The 18,509-nt window shown below is 64.2% G+C and carries 15 protein-coding genes and 1 tRNA gene; 9 read left to right on the top strand and 7 right to left on the bottom strand.

Annotation, left to right across the window (positions count from 1 at the left end):
* The first annotated feature begins 70 nt into the window (after window positions 1–70).
* Window positions 71–2,548 (top strand): DNA topoisomerase VI subunit B, encoded by a 2,478-nt coding sequence (locus ACJ70B_RS00305; RefSeq protein WP_408958428.1) that lies wholly within the window; start codon window positions 71–73, stop codon window positions 2,546–2,548.
* Window positions 2,549–2,600: 52 nt separating this feature from the next.
* Window positions 2,601–3,692, top strand: coding sequence for a DNA topoisomerase IV subunit A (locus ACJ70B_RS00300; protein WP_408958427.1), 1,092 nt, complete (start codon window positions 2,601–2,603; stop codon window positions 3,690–3,692).
* Between the two features lie 96 nt (window positions 3,693–3,788).
* Here the strand turns inward: ACJ70B_RS00300 and ACJ70B_RS00295 are convergent, their stop codons facing one another.
* Window positions 3,789–5,141: an Nramp family divalent metal transporter gene (locus tag ACJ70B_RS00295; RefSeq protein WP_408960136.1), complete on the bottom strand. Its 1,353-nt coding sequence runs from the start codon at window positions 5,139–5,141 to the stop codon at window positions 3,789–3,791.
* A gap of 310 nt (window positions 5,142–5,451) precedes the next feature.
* Between ACJ70B_RS00295 and ACJ70B_RS00290 the strand changes: the two genes are divergently transcribed.
* A complete protein-coding gene (locus ACJ70B_RS00290; protein ID WP_408958426.1) occupies window positions 5,452–5,757 on the top strand; it encodes a hypothetical protein in 306 nt (101 codons plus the stop codon).
* A gap of 173 nt (window positions 5,758–5,930) precedes the next feature.
* On the opposite strand, the gene ACJ70B_RS00285 is transcribed toward ACJ70B_RS00290, so the two are convergent.
* From ACJ70B_RS00285 to ACJ70B_RS00265, 5 genes are all read right to left on the bottom strand, one after another.
* A complete protein-coding gene (locus ACJ70B_RS00285; RefSeq protein WP_408958425.1) occupies window positions 5,931–6,668 on the bottom strand; it encodes a fumarylacetoacetate hydrolase family protein in 738 nt (245 codons plus the stop codon).
* 77 nt (window positions 6,669–6,745) lie between these two features.
* On the bottom strand, window positions 6,746–7,594 hold the full coding sequence (locus ACJ70B_RS00280) for a sugar phosphate isomerase/epimerase family protein (RefSeq protein ID WP_408958424.1): 849 nt from the start codon (window positions 7,592–7,594) through the stop codon (window positions 6,746–6,748).
* A gap of 102 nt (window positions 7,595–7,696) precedes the next feature.
* On the bottom strand, window positions 7,697–8,680 hold the full coding sequence (locus tag ACJ70B_RS00275; RefSeq protein WP_408958423.1) for a UbiA family prenyltransferase: 984 nt from the start codon (window positions 8,678–8,680) through the stop codon (window positions 7,697–7,699).
* A 1-nt stretch (window position 8,681) separates the two neighbouring features.
* Window positions 8,682–9,512 (bottom strand): sugar phosphate isomerase/epimerase family protein, encoded by an 831-nt coding sequence (locus ACJ70B_RS00270; RefSeq protein ID WP_408958422.1) that lies wholly within the window; start codon window positions 9,510–9,512, stop codon window positions 8,682–8,684.
* A 1-nt stretch (window position 9,513) separates the two neighbouring features.
* Entirely contained in the window at window positions 9,514–10,314 is an 801-nt protein-coding gene (locus ACJ70B_RS00265; protein ID WP_408958421.1) for a TatD family hydrolase, read from the bottom strand.
* A gap of 307 nt (window positions 10,315–10,621) precedes the next feature.
* On the opposite strand from ACJ70B_RS00265, the gene ACJ70B_RS00260 reads away from it, so the two are divergent.
* The 3 genes from ACJ70B_RS00260 to ACJ70B_RS00250 all read left to right on the top strand — a co-directional run bounded on the left by ACJ70B_RS00260 (window position 10,622) and on the right by ACJ70B_RS00250 (window position 13,986).
* Window positions 10,622–11,836: an inositol-3-phosphate synthase gene (locus ACJ70B_RS00260; protein ID WP_408958420.1), complete on the top strand. Its 1,215-nt coding sequence runs from the start codon at window positions 10,622–10,624 to the stop codon at window positions 11,834–11,836.
* 36 nt (window positions 11,837–11,872) lie between these two features.
* The gene (locus tag ACJ70B_RS00255) at window positions 11,873–13,264 is read left to right on the top strand and encodes an alkaline phosphatase family protein (RefSeq protein ID WP_408958419.1); all 1,392 of its coding nucleotides are present in this window, start codon (window positions 11,873–11,875) and stop codon (window positions 13,262–13,264) included.
* A gap of 320 nt (window positions 13,265–13,584) precedes the next feature.
* On the top strand, window positions 13,585–13,986 hold the full coding sequence (locus ACJ70B_RS00250; RefSeq protein WP_408958418.1) for a hypothetical protein: 402 nt from the start codon (window positions 13,585–13,587) through the stop codon (window positions 13,984–13,986).
* Between the two features lie 229 nt (window positions 13,987–14,215).
* Here ACJ70B_RS00250 and ACJ70B_RS00245 read toward each other — a convergent pair whose 3' ends face one another.
* Window positions 14,216–14,524, bottom strand: a complete 309-nt coding sequence (locus ACJ70B_RS00245) for a hypothetical protein (protein ID WP_408958417.1) — start codon at window positions 14,522–14,524, stop codon at window positions 14,216–14,218.
* A gap of 340 nt (window positions 14,525–14,864) precedes the next feature.
* Between ACJ70B_RS00245 and ACJ70B_RS00240 the strand changes: the two genes are divergently transcribed.
* The 3 genes from ACJ70B_RS00240 to ACJ70B_RS00230 all read left to right on the top strand — a co-directional run bounded on the left by ACJ70B_RS00240 (window position 14,865) and on the right by ACJ70B_RS00230 (window position 18,441).
* A tRNA-Glu gene (locus tag ACJ70B_RS00240) sits at window positions 14,865–14,939 on the top strand.
* 493 nt (window positions 14,940–15,432) lie between these two features.
* The gene (locus tag ACJ70B_RS00235; RefSeq protein ID WP_408958416.1) at window positions 15,433–16,371 is read left to right on the top strand and encodes a twin-arginine translocation signal domain-containing protein; all 939 of its coding nucleotides are present in this window, start codon (window positions 15,433–15,435) and stop codon (window positions 16,369–16,371) included.
* A gap of 15 nt (window positions 16,372–16,386) precedes the next feature.
* The gene (locus ACJ70B_RS00230) at window positions 16,387–18,441 is read left to right on the top strand and encodes a PQQ-binding-like beta-propeller repeat protein (protein WP_408958415.1); all 2,055 of its coding nucleotides are present in this window, start codon (window positions 16,387–16,389) and stop codon (window positions 18,439–18,441) included.
* The last annotated feature ends 68 nt before the right edge of the window (window positions 18,442–18,509 follow it).

Here is an 18,509-nt window from a genome sequence, read left to right as displayed (position 1 = left end):
GACGGCCACTTTATTCACTTTCACTTTGGTAGCGCACACCTTTTAGCCCCGCCGTTAGTACAGGGTGACGATGACGTCGTTCCAGTCGACACTCGGTGACGAGCCGGGGATCGCCGAGGAGCTGGCCGAAAGCCAGCAGTCGATCTCCATCGCCGAGTTCTTCGAGAAGAACAAGCACATGCTCGGCTTCGACAGCGGCGCTCGAGGCCTCGTCACGGCCGTCAAGGAGGCCGTCGACAACGCCTTAGACGCCGCCGAGGAGGCGGGCATTCTCCCGGATATCTATGTCGAGATTCAGGAGGCCGGCGACTACTACCGGCTGATCGTCGAGGACAACGGACCCGGGTTGACGAAGGAATCGCTGCCGAAAGTCTTCGGGAAGCTGCTCTATGGCTCTCGCTTCCACGCGCGCGAACAGTCCCGCGGCCAACAGGGGATCGGCATCTCCGCCGCCGTTCTCTACTCGCAACTGACGAGCGGCAAACCCGCCAAGATCACCAGCCGTACCCAGGGCTCGAGCGAGGCGGAGTACTTCGAGCTCATCGTCGACACCGACGAGAACGAGCCCGAGATCAGCGTCGAGGAGACGACCACCTGGGACCGCCCCCACGGGACGCGCATCGAACTCGAGATGGAGGCGAACATGCGTGCCCGCCAGCAACTCCACGACTACATCAAGCACACGGCGGTCGTCAACCCCCACGCCCGCCTCGAGTTGCGCGAGCCAAACGAGCACTTCAAGTTCGAGCGCGCGACCGACCAGCTCCCGGAGGAGACCGAGGAGATCCGGCCCCACCCCCACGGCGTGGAACTCGGCACAGTGATGAAGATGCTCACGGCGACGGACTCACAGACCGTCTCCGGGTTCGTTCAGGAGGAGTTCACTCGCGTCGGAAAGAAGACGGCAGATTCGATCATCGACGCGTTCCGCGACCGCCACTACGGCCGCGAGATGCGCTGGCGACCGCCTGCGAGCCACGAGAGCGCGGATGTCGAGGCCGCGGCCGAGGCCGCCACGGCGAACAAGGGAGCCGACGCGACCAGCGCCTTCGCCGAGGCCATCGCCGACGCGGTCGACGACTACGACCGCATCGCCCACCACGAACTGCTCGCGGCCGTCGACGCGGCCGCCGACGAGGTCGAAGCCGACCACGGAACGACGTTCGGCGACACCGTCCGCGAGAACGCCGTCGAAGCCGTCTGGCTCGAGTTGATCGATGCCGCCGACGCGGAACTCGAGGCCGCCGTGGACGCAACCGACGAGACCGGCGAGGACGCCGACTCGCGGCTCACCACCGACCTCTACGACCTCGCCGACGACGCGACGAGCACCCGCAAGGACGACGAGACCATCCACGCCTTCGCCGACCGGCTCGCGGCCAAGTTCGAGGACGAACGCGCGGCCGAGAACGTCCGCCACCGACTCACGCGCGCCCGGCTTCGGGAGTTCGTCGACCGGGCGGCCGACCTCACCGAGGAGTACGACGACGTCTCCTTCGGCGAGACGGCCCGCGAGAACGTCCTCGAGGCCGTCTGGAACGTGATGGCGACCGTCCCCGACGACCCGCCGCTCGTCCGCGAACTCAACGGCGACCGCGACGCCACCAGCGATCTCGTCGACGCCATGCGCGCGACCGACATCATGGCACCGCCGACGCGGTGTCTCTCCCCCATCTCGGAGGACCTCATCACCGCCGGTCTCGAGAAGGAGTTCGACGCCGACTTCTACGCCTCCGCGACCCGCGACGCCGACGTTTCCGGCGGCGATCCGTTCATCGTCGAGGCCGGCATCGCCTACGGCGGTGACCTCGAGGCGGAGGGGACCGGCGAAGTCATGCGCTTTGCGAACCGCGTTCCACTCGTCTACCAGCGCGGAGCCTGTGCGACGACGGACGTGGTCAAGACGATCGGCTGGCGCAACTACGGGCTCGACCAGCCCGGCGGCTCCGGCCTGCCGAACGGGCCGGTCGTGATCATGGTCCACGTCGCCTCGACGAACGTCCCCTTCACCAGCGAATCGAAAGACGCCATCGCGAACGTCCCGGAGATCGAAGACGAGATCGAACTCGCCATCCGGGAGGCCGCCCGCGACCTCAAGAGCTATCTCAACAAGCGCCGGTCGATGCAACAGCGCCGGAAGAAACAGAACGTCCTCGGGAAGATCCTCCCGGAGATGGCCACGAAGGTCGCCGAGGTTACCGGCCGCGACGAGCCCGACATCGACGACGCGATCGCCCGTATCATGAACAACATCCTCGTCGAACGCCAGGTCGAGGCAAACGGCGACGGGACGGCCGTCTCGCTCGTCGTCGAGAACAACTCGAGTACGAACGAGTCCCTCGAGATTACCGACATCGTCTCTGCCGAACCGACCGGTCTCTCGGACGGCGCGACCGTCGTCGAGATGGACGGCGAGTGGTTCGTCAAGTGGGAACCCGAGATCGGGAGCGACGGCGAGGCGACCCTCGAGTATGAGGTACCGGACGACGCGACGTTCGATCTGGACGTCAAAGGCGTCGAGGGCGAGAAACTTACGGTGTCATCATGAGCGTGCGAATGATTGCTCGTGATGAGCGAAGCGAAATCACGGTGACTGACCAATGAGCGCAGACGATACCCAACAGGCCAGAGAGCAGTTGCTCGATCTCGCGGCGCAGTTCTACGACCAGTTCGAACTGGGCGAGATCCCCCACATGTCCGTGCCGACGCGGACGAAGAACAACATCGAGTACGACGAGGAAAAAGACGTCTGGGTCTACGGCGACCGCGAGTCGACCCGGTCTGCCAACTCCGTCCGCGGGGCGCGCAAGCTCCTGAAGGCGGTCTACACCATCGAGTTCCTCGCCGACCAACTCGAGGAGGATCGCTCGTCGACCCTTCGTGAACTCTACTACCTCTCGGAGAGCTGGGACAACGACGAGGCCCAGTTTTCGGATCAGGACGAGTCCAACAGCATGGTCGAAGACTTGGAGATCGTCTCGGGGGTCACCCGCGAGGACTTCCACATGCGCCCGGAGGAGTCCGGCGCGACAATCATGGGGCCGCTACATCTGCGAGAACAGACCCGCCGCGGCGAGCGCGAGATCCACTGTCAGGAGGATGTCGGCGAGGGCGGCTACCAGATCCCGAACAACCCCGATACGATCGACTTTCTGGACTGCGACGCCGACTTCATCCTCGCGGTGGAGACCGGTGGGATGCGCGACCGGTTAGTCGAGAACGGCTTCGACGACGAGTACAACGCCCTGATCGTCCACCTCAAGGGCCAGCCTGCGCGGGCGACCCGACGGATCACCAAACGGCTGCACGACGAACTCGACCTTCCGGTGACCGTCTTTACGGACGGCGACCCGTGGTCGTACCGCATCTTCGGCTCCGTCGCCTACGGCTCGATCAAGTCCGCCCACCTTTCGGAGTACCTCGCGACGCCCGAAGCGCAGTTCATCGGCATCCAGCCCGCCGACATCGTCGAGTACGAACTGCCGACAGACCCGCTCTCGGACTCGGACACCAACGCCTTAGAGAGTGAACTCGAGGACCCGCGCTTCCAGACCGACTACTGGGAGGAACAGATCGAACTGCAACTCGATATCGAAAAGAAGTCCGAACAGCAGTCGCTGGCGTCTCACGGCCTCGATTTCGTGACGGACACCTACCTCCCCGAACGACTCAGTGAGATGGGCGTCCTCTAACCCGGTCGGAACGAGTTGCCCCGCCTCGAGACGGCCGTCGGAACCGCCACGGCCGCGAACGCCCGCGTTAGACGTAAATTGGACCAAACCGAGAGGTTAGCCGATTACGCCGAGCCGGACGGCCGCCCCCATTGCGCCGAACAGCAACACGAGCGCGAGGCTGACGACGTAGTAGGCGTGCCAGGCCCGCGACGGGCGGAACGGTTCGGGCAGATTCTTCTCGACGACGTACCAGTTGGCCGGATAGAAGAAGATCTCGGTGACGGCGAGTACCGCAGCGACGAAGAGCAACAGCGTCACCGGCACTTCGCCGAGCGCGACGACCATCGCGCTGCTGACCGCGACGACGCCGAGGACGACCAGCTTCCGTATCCGCTCGCTGTCGATGTCGTCGTTCTCGAGCGCCATCGGCAGGATGTCACCGGTGGCTCGCGCGGCACCGTCGAGCAGCGTGATGACAGTGGAGTACAGCGCTGCGAAGCCACCGAGCAGCATGGCATAGTACGACCAGTCGCCGAACGACTCGCTCAGGATCGATCCGATCGCGACAGCGAGATTCGCGTTCGTCGGCGGGTTCGGATAGAGCACGTTCGAGGCGAGTACCACCATCGCGACGATCAGCAGGAAGCTGAAGACGTAGCCGATGTTGAAGTCGCGGCGACCGGTTCGGATCCACGCGCGGATGTACTCGTGGTGTTTCGGGTCGTCCGGGTCGAGCCCCCGCTCCTCGAGTTCGCTCGCGCCCTCGCCTTTCGCCATGCTCCAGCTCCCGATCAGGATGCTCGTGCTGAAGCCGGTCGGGGCGAAGCCCGCGGCCGCGGCGAACAGGCCGATGAACGCTGGGCCGGTCAGATCCGGCACCGCAAACAGCGTCCCGGCGACGACCTCGCCCGACGGCGGGCCGACGATTACACCTAGAAGGACGAGCACGCCCAGCGCCACGGTGAAGCCGACTAAGATCGTCTCGAGCAGGCTGTAGCGCGAGACGATGACGAGCAGCCCCGCCCCGCCGATGAACGTGACGTACGCCGTGGTGGCGGTGAACCAGCCGGGGGTTAATGCGGCGACGAACGCCGCGGTGCTCATGCCGACGCTGGCGGTGATGAACGTGTACATTCCCGTAAACACGAGGACGGTCACCCACAGCGCCCAGTTCTTCGGCCCGGGGAGTTGATCGTACGCCTCGATCGGGTTCGCGCCGGCACCGTAGTTGTACCGGATCCCCAGCTCCCAGGCCCCGTACTTCGCGGCGTAGATGAGCCCGAACATCCAGATCGCGACGAGCCCGAAGGTCCCGCCGAGGGTCGGTGCCAGCACGATGTGGCTGCCGCCGATACTGATCAACGCCCACAGCATCGACGGCCCGAAGTGCTCCTTGAAGAACCCGAGCCAGCCCCGCTCGGGGTACTCGAGGTCCGGTTCGGTGACCGTCGTCCGCTCACCGCCCATCGGCATCACCGACGGATCGTGTCGCTATCGGCCCGGCGAACGACGCGGGCCGTGCTGTTGACAGTCCTGTGATAACAGTGCGCATCATCGATAGCAGAGAATCCGCCACCGATCACTTATACTGTACGAATTACGCACCACCGGATGATCGCTGGCAAACATTTTATTTTTGCCATACTGCTGGAACCGGTGGCCATCGACTCGCTCGAGGGCGTCAGCAGTCGTCCACCGAGCGAGCACCCCGTCGCCCTGTGTCTGCAGGTGCAACCGGTTCCCGTCTGCACCGATTCCCTCCGGCTAGAATAGTGACATGGCTGACGATACCGATGACAAACGGCCGATGCACAGCGATCCGGACCAGGAGGCGATCGACGAGCCGACGACTTCCGGGGCGCAGGAGGCCGACGAGACCGCCTGGATGATGAAAGAGGGGGTCGCGGTCGGCCTCATTTCCATCATCGCCGTCCTCGTCCTCGCGTTGGGGCTGTTACAGGCGTCCGGCCTCGTCAACATCCTCGCGCCGTTCGCGGCGGGCGGCCTCCTCCAGTGGGCCGCGTTTGCCGTTCTGGTGCTCGTCGTCCTCGGGGCGTTCGCCTGGACGCGCGTCGGCGTCTGAGGACGGTCGACGAGCAAGGGACGAACCGACTCGTCGAGAACGACCGGACGCCGGCGTGTGACACCGGCGACGAACGCGTCCAGCCCGTTCTCGATCGCGCCGCACGTCTCCGGCGGACCTGCGCGATCGGATCGTACTCGAGGCGCGCGGCCAGCGTCGCCGCGTCGTGGCGATCAGGGAATCCGAACTGAGTGCTCGAGCGTGCCCACACCCTCGACCTCGATTTCGACGTCGTCGCCGTCCGAGAGCGGGCCGACGCCCTCGGGCGTGCCGGTCGCGATCACGTCGCCCGGCTCGAGGGTGAGATAGGTCGTGATCTCTGCGATCAGTTCGGGGATCGAGAAGATGAGTTGTTCGCGGGAGCCGTCCTGTTTCGTCTCGCCGTTGACGCGGGTCTGGACGGACGCGTCCGCCGGGACCTCGTCGGGAGTCGCCACGACCGGGCCCATCGGCGCAGCGCCGTCGAAGGCCTTTCCGCGGACCCAGTTTTGCTCCTGTCGCTGGTCGTCGCGGTTAGAGAGGTCGTTGACGCAGGTGAACCCGGCAACCGCGTCCATCGCGTCGTCCTCGGAGACGTGGCGACACTGCTCGCCGATGACGACGCCGAGTTCAGCCTCGTGGTCGAGCCGTTCTTTCCCCGCCGGCAGCGTGACGGTGTCGCCGTGGGCGGCCAGCGTGTTCGGCGGCTTCAAGAAGAGCATCGGCCGATCGGGGAGGTCCGACCCCATCTCGTCGGCGTGGTCGGCGTAGTTGCGTCCGATACAGACGATCTTCGACGGCTCGGCAGGAGGCAGAACGTCGATCTCGTCGCTCTCGAGATCGTAGCGCTCGTTGGCGAACTGGACCGTGCCGTCGTCGTACTCGCCGCGGCGGACCGCGCCGGCCGGGTCGCGAAAGCGGACGTATTTCATGCTCGATTGAATGGACGCAGGGGATAAAAAGGATTGAGAAGCCGGTGAGCGCGAAGGGATCCGTGCGAATTCATGGCTTACATGTAGGGCTCGAGCGCGTCGGCGGCTTTCCGGGCCGCCCAATCTGGCTCGTCGGGGTAGGTGTATAGCTCGAGCGTGGCGAAGCCGTCGTAGCCGATCTCCGCGAGCGCGTCGAAGATCGGGCCGAACTCGAGGTCGCCCTCGCCGGGAATCCGGTGGTAGTGCTTGCCGCGCCGGCCGCCGACGATGTCCTCGACGTGGACGCCCGTGATCGAGCCCGCACAGCGGCGGACGCTCTCGGCGACGTCCTCGCCGTAGACGGCCGCGTGGCCGATATCGAGATTGACGCCCAGCGAGTCCCGACCGACGTCGTCGATCAGCGCGAGTACTTCGTCGGTGTTCTCGACCAGCAGTTCGGGCTCGAACTCGATGCCTACCTCGACCCCGCGGGGCTCGGCGTAGTCGAGGATCTCGCCCAGCGACTCGCGGAGATAGTCGCGGGCCTCTTCGGGCGGCGTCCCCGGCAGCGGGCGGCCGGTCGCCAGACACACCGCCGGCGAGTCGACCGCCTCGGCGAGGTCGATCGCCCGCTTCGTGTACTCGACGCGCCACCCGCGGGCCGCCTCCTCGGCGCGGATCACGCTCGGCTCGAAGAAGGCGGAGGGTGGCGCGTCGTCGTAGTACCCCATCGCCGTGTTGGCGTTGATATTCGAGACGGCGAGGCCCGTGTCGGAGAGGGCCTCGAGCACGGCGTCACGGTCCTCGTCGCCGAACTCGGGGAAGTACGCGTGGGGCTCGTCGCCTAAGAGCTCGACGCCGGCGTAGCTGTGGTCGGCGATCCGGCGCACCGCCTCCGGTAGGTCGTAGTCCGTGTAGGCATTCGTCGAGAAAGCGAGGTCGACCATCGATCTGTACGTCGTACACCGAAGCACCACTAATTCGTTCGCCCGTCATCGGTAACGGTCGCCCATCGCTCAGTTGGATTCGTGCGGTGGCGCGCGCGGAAATCACGTCACGTCGAAGACGCGAGCGAGCCCGACCGCCGGAAGGAGGAAGGCCCCCGCCGTGAACCCCCAGCCGACCCCGACGGCCGAGGCGAACGCCGCGTCGAGCAACGCGAGTCCGAGGACGCACGCGCCGACGGCCGGCCCGACGGTTTCCGGCACCGGATCGGCGTACGCCGCTCGCAGGGGTCGCCCGACCCACCAGCCGAACGCGGCGGCGAACGCGAGCGCGAGCGCCGCCTCGAGCCTCGGCGGCTCGACCACCATGAGGTACCAGCCGACGACGAAGGCCGCCGCGATCGCACCCCCAGCGGCGACTGCGACGGCACCCCGATTCTCGCCCTCGGTTTCTCGAGCCGCCATGAACGTGACCGCGGCGACGTAGCCGGTGACGACTACTGGAACGGCGAGCGATCGGAGGGGGAACTCGAGGACGACGCCGCCGGCCGCGGTCGTCCCGAGCACGACGTTCAGCCCGCGGGTCGCGCCCATCGCGAGGAAGCCGCCCGCGGAGCCCTTCAGGAGCCCGTCGTAGGCGACGATCGCGGCGGCGATGAGGCCGGCGGCGACGGCGGCGGGGACTCCCGCGACGACGAACGCGAGTCCGACGGCGGCGAGCAGGAATCCGGTTCCGAGCCCGAACGCCGCGCGCCGGGAGACGCGGCCCGAGGGGATCGGGCGCTCCGGTCGCTCTCGAGCGTCGGCGGGCGCGTCGAAGGCGTCGTTGAGCGTCGTGCCACCGGCATAGAGGAGGGCGGAGGCGACCGCCAGGCCGCCGACGCGGAGAAGCGACGACTCGACACCGATATCGGCGACGGCCGCCAGCGACGCGCCGAGGATCACGTCCGGCGGCGCGGTAAAGAGGTTCGGGACGCGGACCAGCTCGGCGTACGCGCCGGCCGTGGTCCGCAGCCCGTCCGCCGACCCGGGGGTAGCCGCGCCCGCGCCCTCGGTGTCGCTGTGATCCGACGACGCGCCGCCGGCCACCCTACGCCCACCCGCGTTCCTCGAGGAAAGCCATCGCCTCCCGCGCGGTCTCGATCGGCGTCTCCTCGTAGGGGTAGAGTTCGACGGTGACGAAGCCGTCGTAGCCCCGCTCCTCGAGTTCGCCGAGGAAGGCGTCGATATCCATCGCGCCATCGCCGAGTCGGGTGTGCTCGTGGGTGCGGTCGGCCGGGATGTCCTCAAGGTGGTAGTGGCTCGTATGCTCCCAGAGCGGGTCGACCAGTTCGGCGGGGTCCTCGCCGACGCAATAGAAGTGGCCGGCGTCGAAGTTGCACCCGATACGGTCAGAGTCGACGCGCTCGAGCAGGGCGAGAAACTGGTCGCTTGTCTCGATCAGCAGATCGGGCTCGGGCTCGATGAGGAGGTCGACGCCGCGTTCCTCGGCCGCGGGAACGATCTGCTCAAGGCTGTCGACGAAGACGTCCATCGCCCACTCGCGGGATTTTCCCTCGGGGATCGGCCCGCCGGGCTCGATCGAGATGTGAGGCAGTCCGAGGTCGGCGGCGGTCTCGAGTGCCGCGAGGGTGTAGTCGACCCGTTTCTGGCGGTCGTCCGCGTCCGGCTCGATATAGGAGGGGTGATGAAAGCCCTCGATCGCGGTCAGCATGAACGCGTTGCCGTTACTGACCGCGATGTCGTGTCGCTCGAGGACCTCCGCGACGCGGTCGCGCTCCGAACCGGTCGCGTTCGGCGGGTAGAGATGTGGCTCGTCGAGCAGCAGTTCGACGCCGTCGTAGCCCGCGTCTGCGATGGCCTCGATGGCGTCCTCGAGTTGGTACTCGCGAAAGGCGTTGGTGGAAAAGCCAACCTGCATTTCAGGCCTCGTAATCGAAGTTCGGCGACTGATCGAAGAACTCGTAGGGGTTCTCGAAGACCACCTTGCGGACCTTCTCGCGGTCCCAGCCCCGGTCGATCATCGCGTCGCGGGCTTTCGGGACCGCGAGCGGATCCGACGGGTCCCAGTCGGCGGCGCTGTTGAAGATCATGTTGTCGGTGCCGTACTCCGCCAGGAGGTCGATCGCCGACTCGGCCTCGATCTTGCCGGGGTAGAGGGTGAAGCCGATCCAGCAGTCCGTCCGCGTCGAGATATCGATCGTGTTCTCGGTGTTGTGATCGATGATAATCCGGTCCTGCGTGACGCCCATCTCCTCGATGATCTCGACGATACGCTCGGTGCCCGACGGCTTGTCGGTGTGGGGCGTGTGGATGATAACCGGCAGTTCGCGATCCTCGGCGAGCTCGAGTTGGCGGCGGAACGCCCACTCCTCGTCGTCGGTGACCTGATCGAAGCCGATCTCGCCGACGCCGACGACGGGGTCGCGGTCGAGATACTCTGGAAGTCGGTCGACGACCTCCTCGGCCATCTCGCGGTAGTTGGCCTCCTTTGGCTCGAGGCCGATCGTCACGTAGTGGTCAACGTTAGCGGCCCGCTCGGCGCGATCGGTCTCGTGGTCGATGATCTGCTCGAAGTAGTCGAAGAAGGCACCCGCGTTGTGCTTATCCTGTCCGCTCCAGAACGCGGGCTCGATGCAGCACTCGACGCCCGCTCGCCGCGCTCGCCGGTAGTCCTCGGCTGAGCGCGATACCATGTGCATGTGGGGATCGATAATCCGCATACGGGCAGTCCACGGACGAAACAGTTTGGTGGTACCGGTCGTTCGATCGGCAAACCCGCGGTTGATGATACGAGATTGACCGATCCTGACGGCGGAATACGGCGTTGTGTGGGACTAATCTGGAGTTACTTCCGCTACGGAAGTCATAACGAAAGCCGTCTGGTCCCGACCCTCGAGCGATGCACCGCATCGAACGAGCGACGGCAGTGATACGCTCGCGTGCCGTCGGCCCTCACGGCCGCGGCCGGCTAGGTCAAAGCGCGTCGGCGACACACCCCGACCGTACGGCAAGAGAGATCGATGCCCGATGAGCGAGGGGGCCGAACTCGCGGCCGACGAGCGGACTGGTGTCTGGCTGGTGGGAGCACGCGGGAACGTCGCGACGATGTCGATCGTCGGCGCTCGCGCCATCGCCCGAGGGGCGACCGACACGACTGGCATGGTCACCGAGCGCGAACCGGTTTCGCACCTCGAGCTCCCGCCCGTCGAGGGACTCGTCTTCGGCGGCCACGACATCGAATCCGAGCCGCTCGTCGCCCAGGCAGAACGCCAGCGCGACCGCAACGGCGTCCCCGACGGCGAGACGCTCGCGGCGGTCCGCGACGATTTGGCCGCGATCGATGACCGAATCGAGGTCGGCACGGCGGTCAACTGCGGGGCCGCCGTCTCCGAGGAGAGCGAGCAGATCGACGAGAACCTCGCCGTCCGTGACGTTGTCGACCAGATCCGCGACGACTACGAGGCGTTTCGCGACCGCCAGAACGTGGAGCGACTGGTCGTCGTCAACGTCGCCTCGACGGAGCCCGAACTGGCCGAGCCGGAACGGTACGAGCGCCGCGACGCGCTCGAGCGGGCGATCGACGAAGACGACCGCGATCTGCCTGCAAGCGTGCTCTACGCCTACGCCGCGATTTCGGCGGGCCACCCGTTCGTCAACTTCACGCCGAGCACGGCGAACGCGCTGGGCGGCGTCCGGGAACTCGCGGCCGAAAACGACGTGCCGCACATGGGCCGCGACGCCAAGACCGGCGAGACGCTCGTCAAGTCCGCGCTCGCGCCGATGTTCGCCGGCCGAAACCTGCGAGTCATGAGCTGGGAGGGCCACAACATCCTCGGCAACAAGGACGGGCTCGTACTCGAGGACGAGGCAAACGCCGCCGGCAAGCTCGCGAGCAAGGGCGACGTGCTCGATTCGATCCTGCCCGAGATCGAGCACAACCGCGTGCGGATCGACTACACGCCGTCGCTGGCCGACTGGAAGACCGCCTGGGATTACATCCACTTCGAGGGCTTCCTCGAGACCGAGATGACGATGCAGTTCACCTGGGAGGGCTCAGATTCGGCGCTGGCCGCGCCGCTGGTCCTCGATCTAGTGCGCCTGATCGCCCACGCCGACGAGCGCGGCGACGGTGGACTCCAGCCCCAGCTCGCGTCGTTCTTCAAGGCCCCGCTCGAGGTCGACGAGCACGATCTCTCCCAGCAACTGAATCGCCTGTCCGAGTACGCCGAGCAGCACCGCTGACGACGACTGTCCGCTTCCACGCGTCCCCGTAATCCAATGAGCGAACCCACGATTTCCGAGTCGACCGACCCCGGCCGAACGATCGTCCTCGACGTCGTCGGCCTCCAGCCCGACCACGTTGACCCCGAACGAACCCCGACGCTCGCGTCGCACTTCTCGACCGACTCCCTGACCGACCTCCGGCCGCCGTTTCCCGCCGTGACGGTCCCCGCCCAGACGACGCTCGCAACGGGGCAGCGCCCGTCGACGCACGGCGACGTCTCGAGCGGCGAGTACGACCGAGACCGTCAGACTGCGGAATTCTGGGAGCGCGACCGCGACGGCCGTCAGCGAATCTGGGAGGCCGCCAGCGACGAGGCGGGGTTGACCACCGGCGCGTTCAACTTCCAGCATCTGATCGGGACCAGCGCCGACGTGGCGGTCACTCCCTCGCCGATCGAGGACGAGAACAACGATTTGATCGAAATGAACTGCTGGACGAACCCCGACGGCTTCTACGACGACCTCTACGAGGATCTCGGCCACTTTCCGCTGCACAACTACTGGGGGCCCGGCGCGAACGAGGAGGGCACCCGCTGGATCCTCGCGGCCGCTCGCGAGGCGGTCGACCGGTTCGATCCCGACCTGCTCTGGATCTACATCCCGCATCTGGACTACGTCGGCCAGAGCGACGGCCCCGAGAGCGACGCCTTCGGCGAAGAGCTGGCCGTGGTCGACGACCTGCTCGAGACGTTCCTCTCGCATCTCGCCGAAACGGACCGCTGGGACGAGACGCTGCTCGCTCTCGTCAGCGAGTACGGCTTTCACGAGGTCGATCGGCCGCTGTTTCCGAACCGCGCGCTTCATGAGGCAGGCTTGCTCGAGACGGACGCGGACGGCGACGCCGACATCGCCGGCTCGGACGCGTTCGCGATGGTCGACCACCAGATCGCACACGTCTACGCCGACGAGGGGGCAATCGACGCTGCCCGCGACGCGCTCGCGGGACTCGAGGGGATCGACGCCGTACTCGACGACTCGGGGAAGGCCGACTACGGCGTCGACCACCCGAACGCGGGCGACCTCGTCCTCGTCGCGGAGTCCGACGCCTGGTTCCAGTACTACTGGTGGGCCGACCGCGCTGATGCGCCGCCGTACGCGACCGAGATGGACATCCACGCCAAACCCGGCTTCGACCCCTGCGAGCTGTTCTTCGGCGACGAGGGACTCGTCTCGCTCGATCCCTCGAAGATCAGCGGCTCTCACGGCCGCGTCGACGAGTCGGCCTTCGGCTGTTTCGGCCTCGGCGGCCCGGCGGCACCCGCCCTTGAAGGCGACGGGCCAGTCGACGCGACCGACGTAACGCCGACGCTGGTGGACCTGCTGGGGCTCGAGGGGCAACTCTCGATGGCGTTCGACGGCAGGCCACTCCGAAACGGTCCAGAGTGAGCGCTCGAGTGGAGAACGTCGCGCACAGTGGTCTGCGGTCGCTGGCGGTAAGATGGCGGTTGGAACCTCCATGACCGTACAAAAAGACCTCAAAGCTGCACAGAGCCACCTCCGGCACCAAAGTCAATACACCACCATGCAGTACGACCAACCCCCAGAAGATGTTCGCCGTGACGGACAACCATCATAATAACAAATATAATTCATTCTCTCTGAAGTTTAATAAGCCAGGCTACTAATAAGTGAGAATATAAAATATACCAAATATAAAGTAGGTCCATACAGAAAGTATTTATATCTATCCCTTGTCCCATTTAATAATGAAACGACGGAAATTACTCTCGGCAATTTCCCTTCTGGGTGTTTCGGGATGTATAGGTAACAATGGTTCTAACGACAGTAAAGAGAAAAATAAATCTAATTCGGGCAAAAGTGGAAGTAATAGAAAAGTTACGGCAGTAGGATCAGATATAGTGGAAGTAACTGTCCACCAAGAATTCAATAAAAGCATTATTTTCAAAACCGATTGTCGAAATAAAGGTTTTACGATTGACTCTGGGGAAACTTACGCACTCACGCGAAAAGAGGATGATCGGTCATGTCCTATCCGCCTTCTTATTGATGGCGAAGAATCGTATAGTGCTAATATTAGCACTACAAGCACACATTATTTAACTGTCACAAAAGACGGTAAAGTTGAGTCAAGTGTAGCAATCGCATAGCTTATAACTTAAAATTGTAATAGAGGGGTTTCTTGAATGATATATGGTGCGTATGAACTTTTCTCACCTCTCTTAGAACTCTACTACCTCCTCAATCTTAGGGATGTTGAGTGTGTCCGGGGGCTGTTTCATCTAACGAGCTTCAAGGATGAACTTCAAATACAGCTTATCGTCGTTACTCAGTTCGTGAGCCTCATCAGGGTGAGGAGTGTAGCCGTAAGTGACTGCGTTATTCGAAATCCTCGTACAGCTGCAGCGGCGTTGGGCTGGACTGACCGTTGTACTTGCTTCCGTTATACTCACTGTATGCCACTTCCGGTGCCGTCCGGTGTTTGGGAAACATCAACTGCGCCACACGCATACCAGACTTGAGCTTGACCGGGTACGATTCAGCATTGAGCAACTCGAGGGTAATCCGGTTCTCGTCTTTGGATTCGATCTGCTGGTGTTGTTTCCACTCAATATCCTGTTCGACGCGACCGAGGATCTCAGCCGCTGTGTTTCGATCTCTCGTTTTAGAAATGCGATATGTCGGCATTAATATTAGTGTGTGGAATACGACACCACTATGTATTAATAATGAAGGCTACAGGAGCAGGAAAAATTCTCTTGAGCGCACACAGAGTTAGTTAAGTCGAATTCGTTGGGGCGACGATAAGGTAGAACTTCATAATGAACAAACTCTTGATCTAATACAAGATAGAGAATTTAGGATGAATCGGCAGTGTAAGATATCCGAAGAACTTCCAAACATTCAGAAACGGTGAGTTTCGGGTGTTGTTACTACGCACAGTCGGTTGATTTCGATGGGTTCATGTCCGAGCGTCGAATTAGTAGCAATTGCGCGGCGACGGAGGCTGATAACGTCGCAGACGTTAGCTCCGTTGGTGTAGTCCGGCCAATCATTTCGGCCTTTCGAGCCGATGACCTGGGTTCAAATCCCAGACGGAGCACTATGGTTCGAGAGGTGCCTTCGGCGTCTTTCGAACGACAGCGAACGCAGTGAGCGAAGCGCACGGATAAGATTTGACACGGAACTTCGACCGACGTGAAGATTTGCACCGTTCAAATCCCAGCCAAAGCACATTTCTGAGCGAATAACGCGACCGAGAGAGCGTACGCTAAAGAACGCAACCGGAACGCAGCCGCGTGAGACACAGCGACGACGGCCGGACGCGGGTCGATCTCGGACGGACACGCCGACGACCACGAATCCGGTCGTGGATCCGATTGTCCGATCTATGCACGACTGATTACCGACGTAGGTCCGTGAGAAACGGTCACTTGTGCGCCCGACTGCGATTCTAAGTGCGTATTGTGCGTACCTATCTAATCGTGTACCTATATTGCCCAAATGCAGGCGGTCGTTCCGTCCGAAGAAATATATTCCAACGGTAAAACAATGGAAACCGATAATGAGGGGACTCGCGTTGTTCAGCAAGCGCCATGGTATATGGTACCAATCCGGAAGAGCGATACAGCTACGGGGAAGTTAGCGACGAGAACCGTCGCGAGTTCCTGAAGGCGCTCGGCGTCGTCGCCGGCGGTGCCGTCGCCGGTGCGACGTTAGACGACCTCCGCACGGAGGTCTCGAGCAGCGCGGCCGAGGGGCTCGCCGAGATGGGACAGGCGGTCCAGGACGGACTGACCGGGACGCTCGACGAGGCGCTGTTGGCCGAGCAATTGGCGGCGCTCGAGGGGAGCTTCGGCATGCTCTCGGACCTCGAGGCGATGGGCGTGCCCGAACGGGACGCGTCGGCGTATCAGGAGCTGACGACGGCGGCGTGGGCGATCAACGACCATCTGTCAGAGGTGGGGTTCTTCGCGAGCGCGGAGGCGAATCTGCCGGCGTTCACGGCCGATCACATCGAGGAGACGACGCGACAGCTGTTGCACATCAACGCTTTGCCGGCGACGCTGTCGGAGGTCGGCTTCTCGGAGCAAGAACAGACGGCGCTGGTCGTTAATATCGTCAACGCACGCGAGCAGCTCTCGTGGTGGATGAAGACGCCGGATTATCCGCCGGCGGACGCCGTCGACGACGGCGTCGTCCACGAGTACGTCGCGCCGCTACACCAGCGGGCGGCCGAAGGGTCGTTGCTATGGATCGACGGGCTCGATCACTTCCTGTGGCAGCGGAAACCGCTGGTCACCGACGAGATGATCGATCGCGGGCTCTGGGACGTCAAGTCGATGCTCGGCGGCTACTACCTGCTGGCCTCGGCCGCACGCGACCTCGCGGCCGGTGATATCGCCGACGACCATCTCACGACGCTGACGACCGCCAGTACCGCGCTCACGATCATCGGTCAGGAATTCCTGATCGGCGATGTCGTCCGGATCACCGACGACAAACGCGCGCCGCGAAGCCCTGCGGGCGACTGACGAGGGTGACCAGCAATGACCTACGAATCTCACCTCATCGAACTGCCGGAAGATGCACCGTGGCACGAAAAGCCGGGCGAATCGATCGTCAGACAGGGGGACATCAGCCAGATCCCCGACGTAGACGTCACCGAACAGGACCTCGGCGGGACGGGCGAGGATCCGACGAACTGGCTCGTCGCTGGCGGCTCGTATCAGGCACAGCGCCACACGACCGCCGACGTCATCACGCCGGAGAACGTCGACCAACTCGAGACCGAGTATCGACTCGAGGTCGCGGACCACCCGAATGACTTCCAGGGGTCGCCGGTCCTCGTCGACGGCGATCCGCCGATCATGTACGCGACGGTCGGTCCGGACCTGCTGTACGCGATCAACGCGCGCACGGGCGAAGTCCTGTGGCGACACTTCTATCGACCGCTCGTTGGTGCGTCCGACTCGACGCCGCCCGCCGAGCGGGGACCCGCCGTCCTCGGCGATACGGTCTACAAGAGCACGCTCGATCTAGGGGTCATCGCGATCGACCGTTACACCGGCGAGGAGCAGTGGTATTACAACGGAGCGGCCGCATACCGCGGCGAAGTCGCCGAGGACGGCCCGATGCACGAGGAACTGATGTGGGAACGTTCCCGCGGGACCACGTCCTCGTTCCCGCCGCTGATCTACGACGGAATGCTGATGAAGGGCAGCTTCGGCGGCGAATTCGGCGTTAGCGGCTTCTTCGACGGCATCAGCCTCGAGGACGGGAGCCCACAGTGGCGCGTCAACATGACGCCGCCCCACGAGTGGGTCGGCGAATCCTGGCAACACGGCGGCGCGACCGCCTGGGCGTCGGGGGCGCTCGAGCCGGAATCGGGGACGGTCGTCATCCCGTCGGCTAACCCGGGCCCGTGGTACGGCACCGTCAGGCCGGGGTACAACCCCTACTCCTGCGGGAAGGTCGCCGTCAACGCCGAAGACGGCGAGTACCAGTGGCACCACCAGGACTCGCCCCACGACTGGTGGGACTACGACTCGCCGAGCCCGCCGGTCGTCTTCGAGGCGGACGTCGAGGGCGAGACGCGGACGTTCGCGACGTGGCCGGGCAAGACCGGCTGGGTGTACACGGTCGACATGGAGACCGGCCAGCTGCACCAGCGCAGCGACGAGTACGTCCAGCACTTGAACACGTTCAACCTGCCGCCCTACGACGACCTCGAGAGCGCGCCCTGGATCATGCCGGACCTCATCGGCGGGACGAATCCCCAGCCGAGCGCGTACGATCCCACCACGCAGACGCTGGTCGTTAAGGGGACGAACTACCCGATCAAGTTCTCCTGGTTCGAAGTGGAGTACCAGGCGGGCGAGACCTTCATCGGGATGGACACCGTCCGGCGGACGGAACCGGTACAGCCCCAGCAGCAAGACGCCCCCGAAGTGGCAGACGAACCCGAGGCGGAGATCGGCGAACAGCGCGAGGGCGGCGCGGTCGGTAACGAGACGGAGACCATCGGTAACGAAACCGGAGCCGGCAACGAGACGGTGGAACCGGGTGCCCAGCGGGAGGGCGACGAAACGACAAACGAGACGACCGCCGTCAACGAAACGGCAAACGAGACGGCCGGCAACGAGACGGCCGGCGACGACCTCCACGAAGCGCGCGACGACGGCGGTGACGGGGACGGCGGCGAAGAGGAGGACGAAGAGCAACCGATCCCGCAGTTCAACGAGGAACCGGTCGAGGAGTGGAACCAGAACGCCGGCGTGATCGCCGGCATCGATCCGCTCACCGGCGACGTGAAGTGGCAAAACTGGTTCAGCTGGCGGCTCGGCCCGCCGTGGGGCGGCTCGCTGACGACCGCGACGGGCGTGACCTTCGCCGGCGGCCCCGGCGGCTACCTCCACGCGTTCGACACCGAGTCCGGCGAGCGCTTGACGACCAAGGTGGTCGGCAACCACGGCGTCGACGGCGCGCCGATTAGCTGGTACGACCCGAACGAAGGCAAGCAGTACGTCGCGATCACCGGCGGTGGTGGCAATCAGGTCGAGGAAGAAGGCAACACGATCGCCGTCTACTCGCTACAGGAGTAGCGCCGCGGAATCGCAATCACCGGCGTTATTTTTCCCGTCGAAATCGAGGCCCGCAAACGGCGACCGTC

The organism is Natrinema sp. 74 (assembly GCF_046097095.1).
Classification (GTDB): Archaea; Halobacteriota; Halobacteria; order Halobacteriales; family Natrialbaceae; genus Natrinema.
The sequence above is the reverse complement of the archived record's forward strand: the minus strand, read 5'-3'. Positions and strand labels throughout refer to the sequence as shown.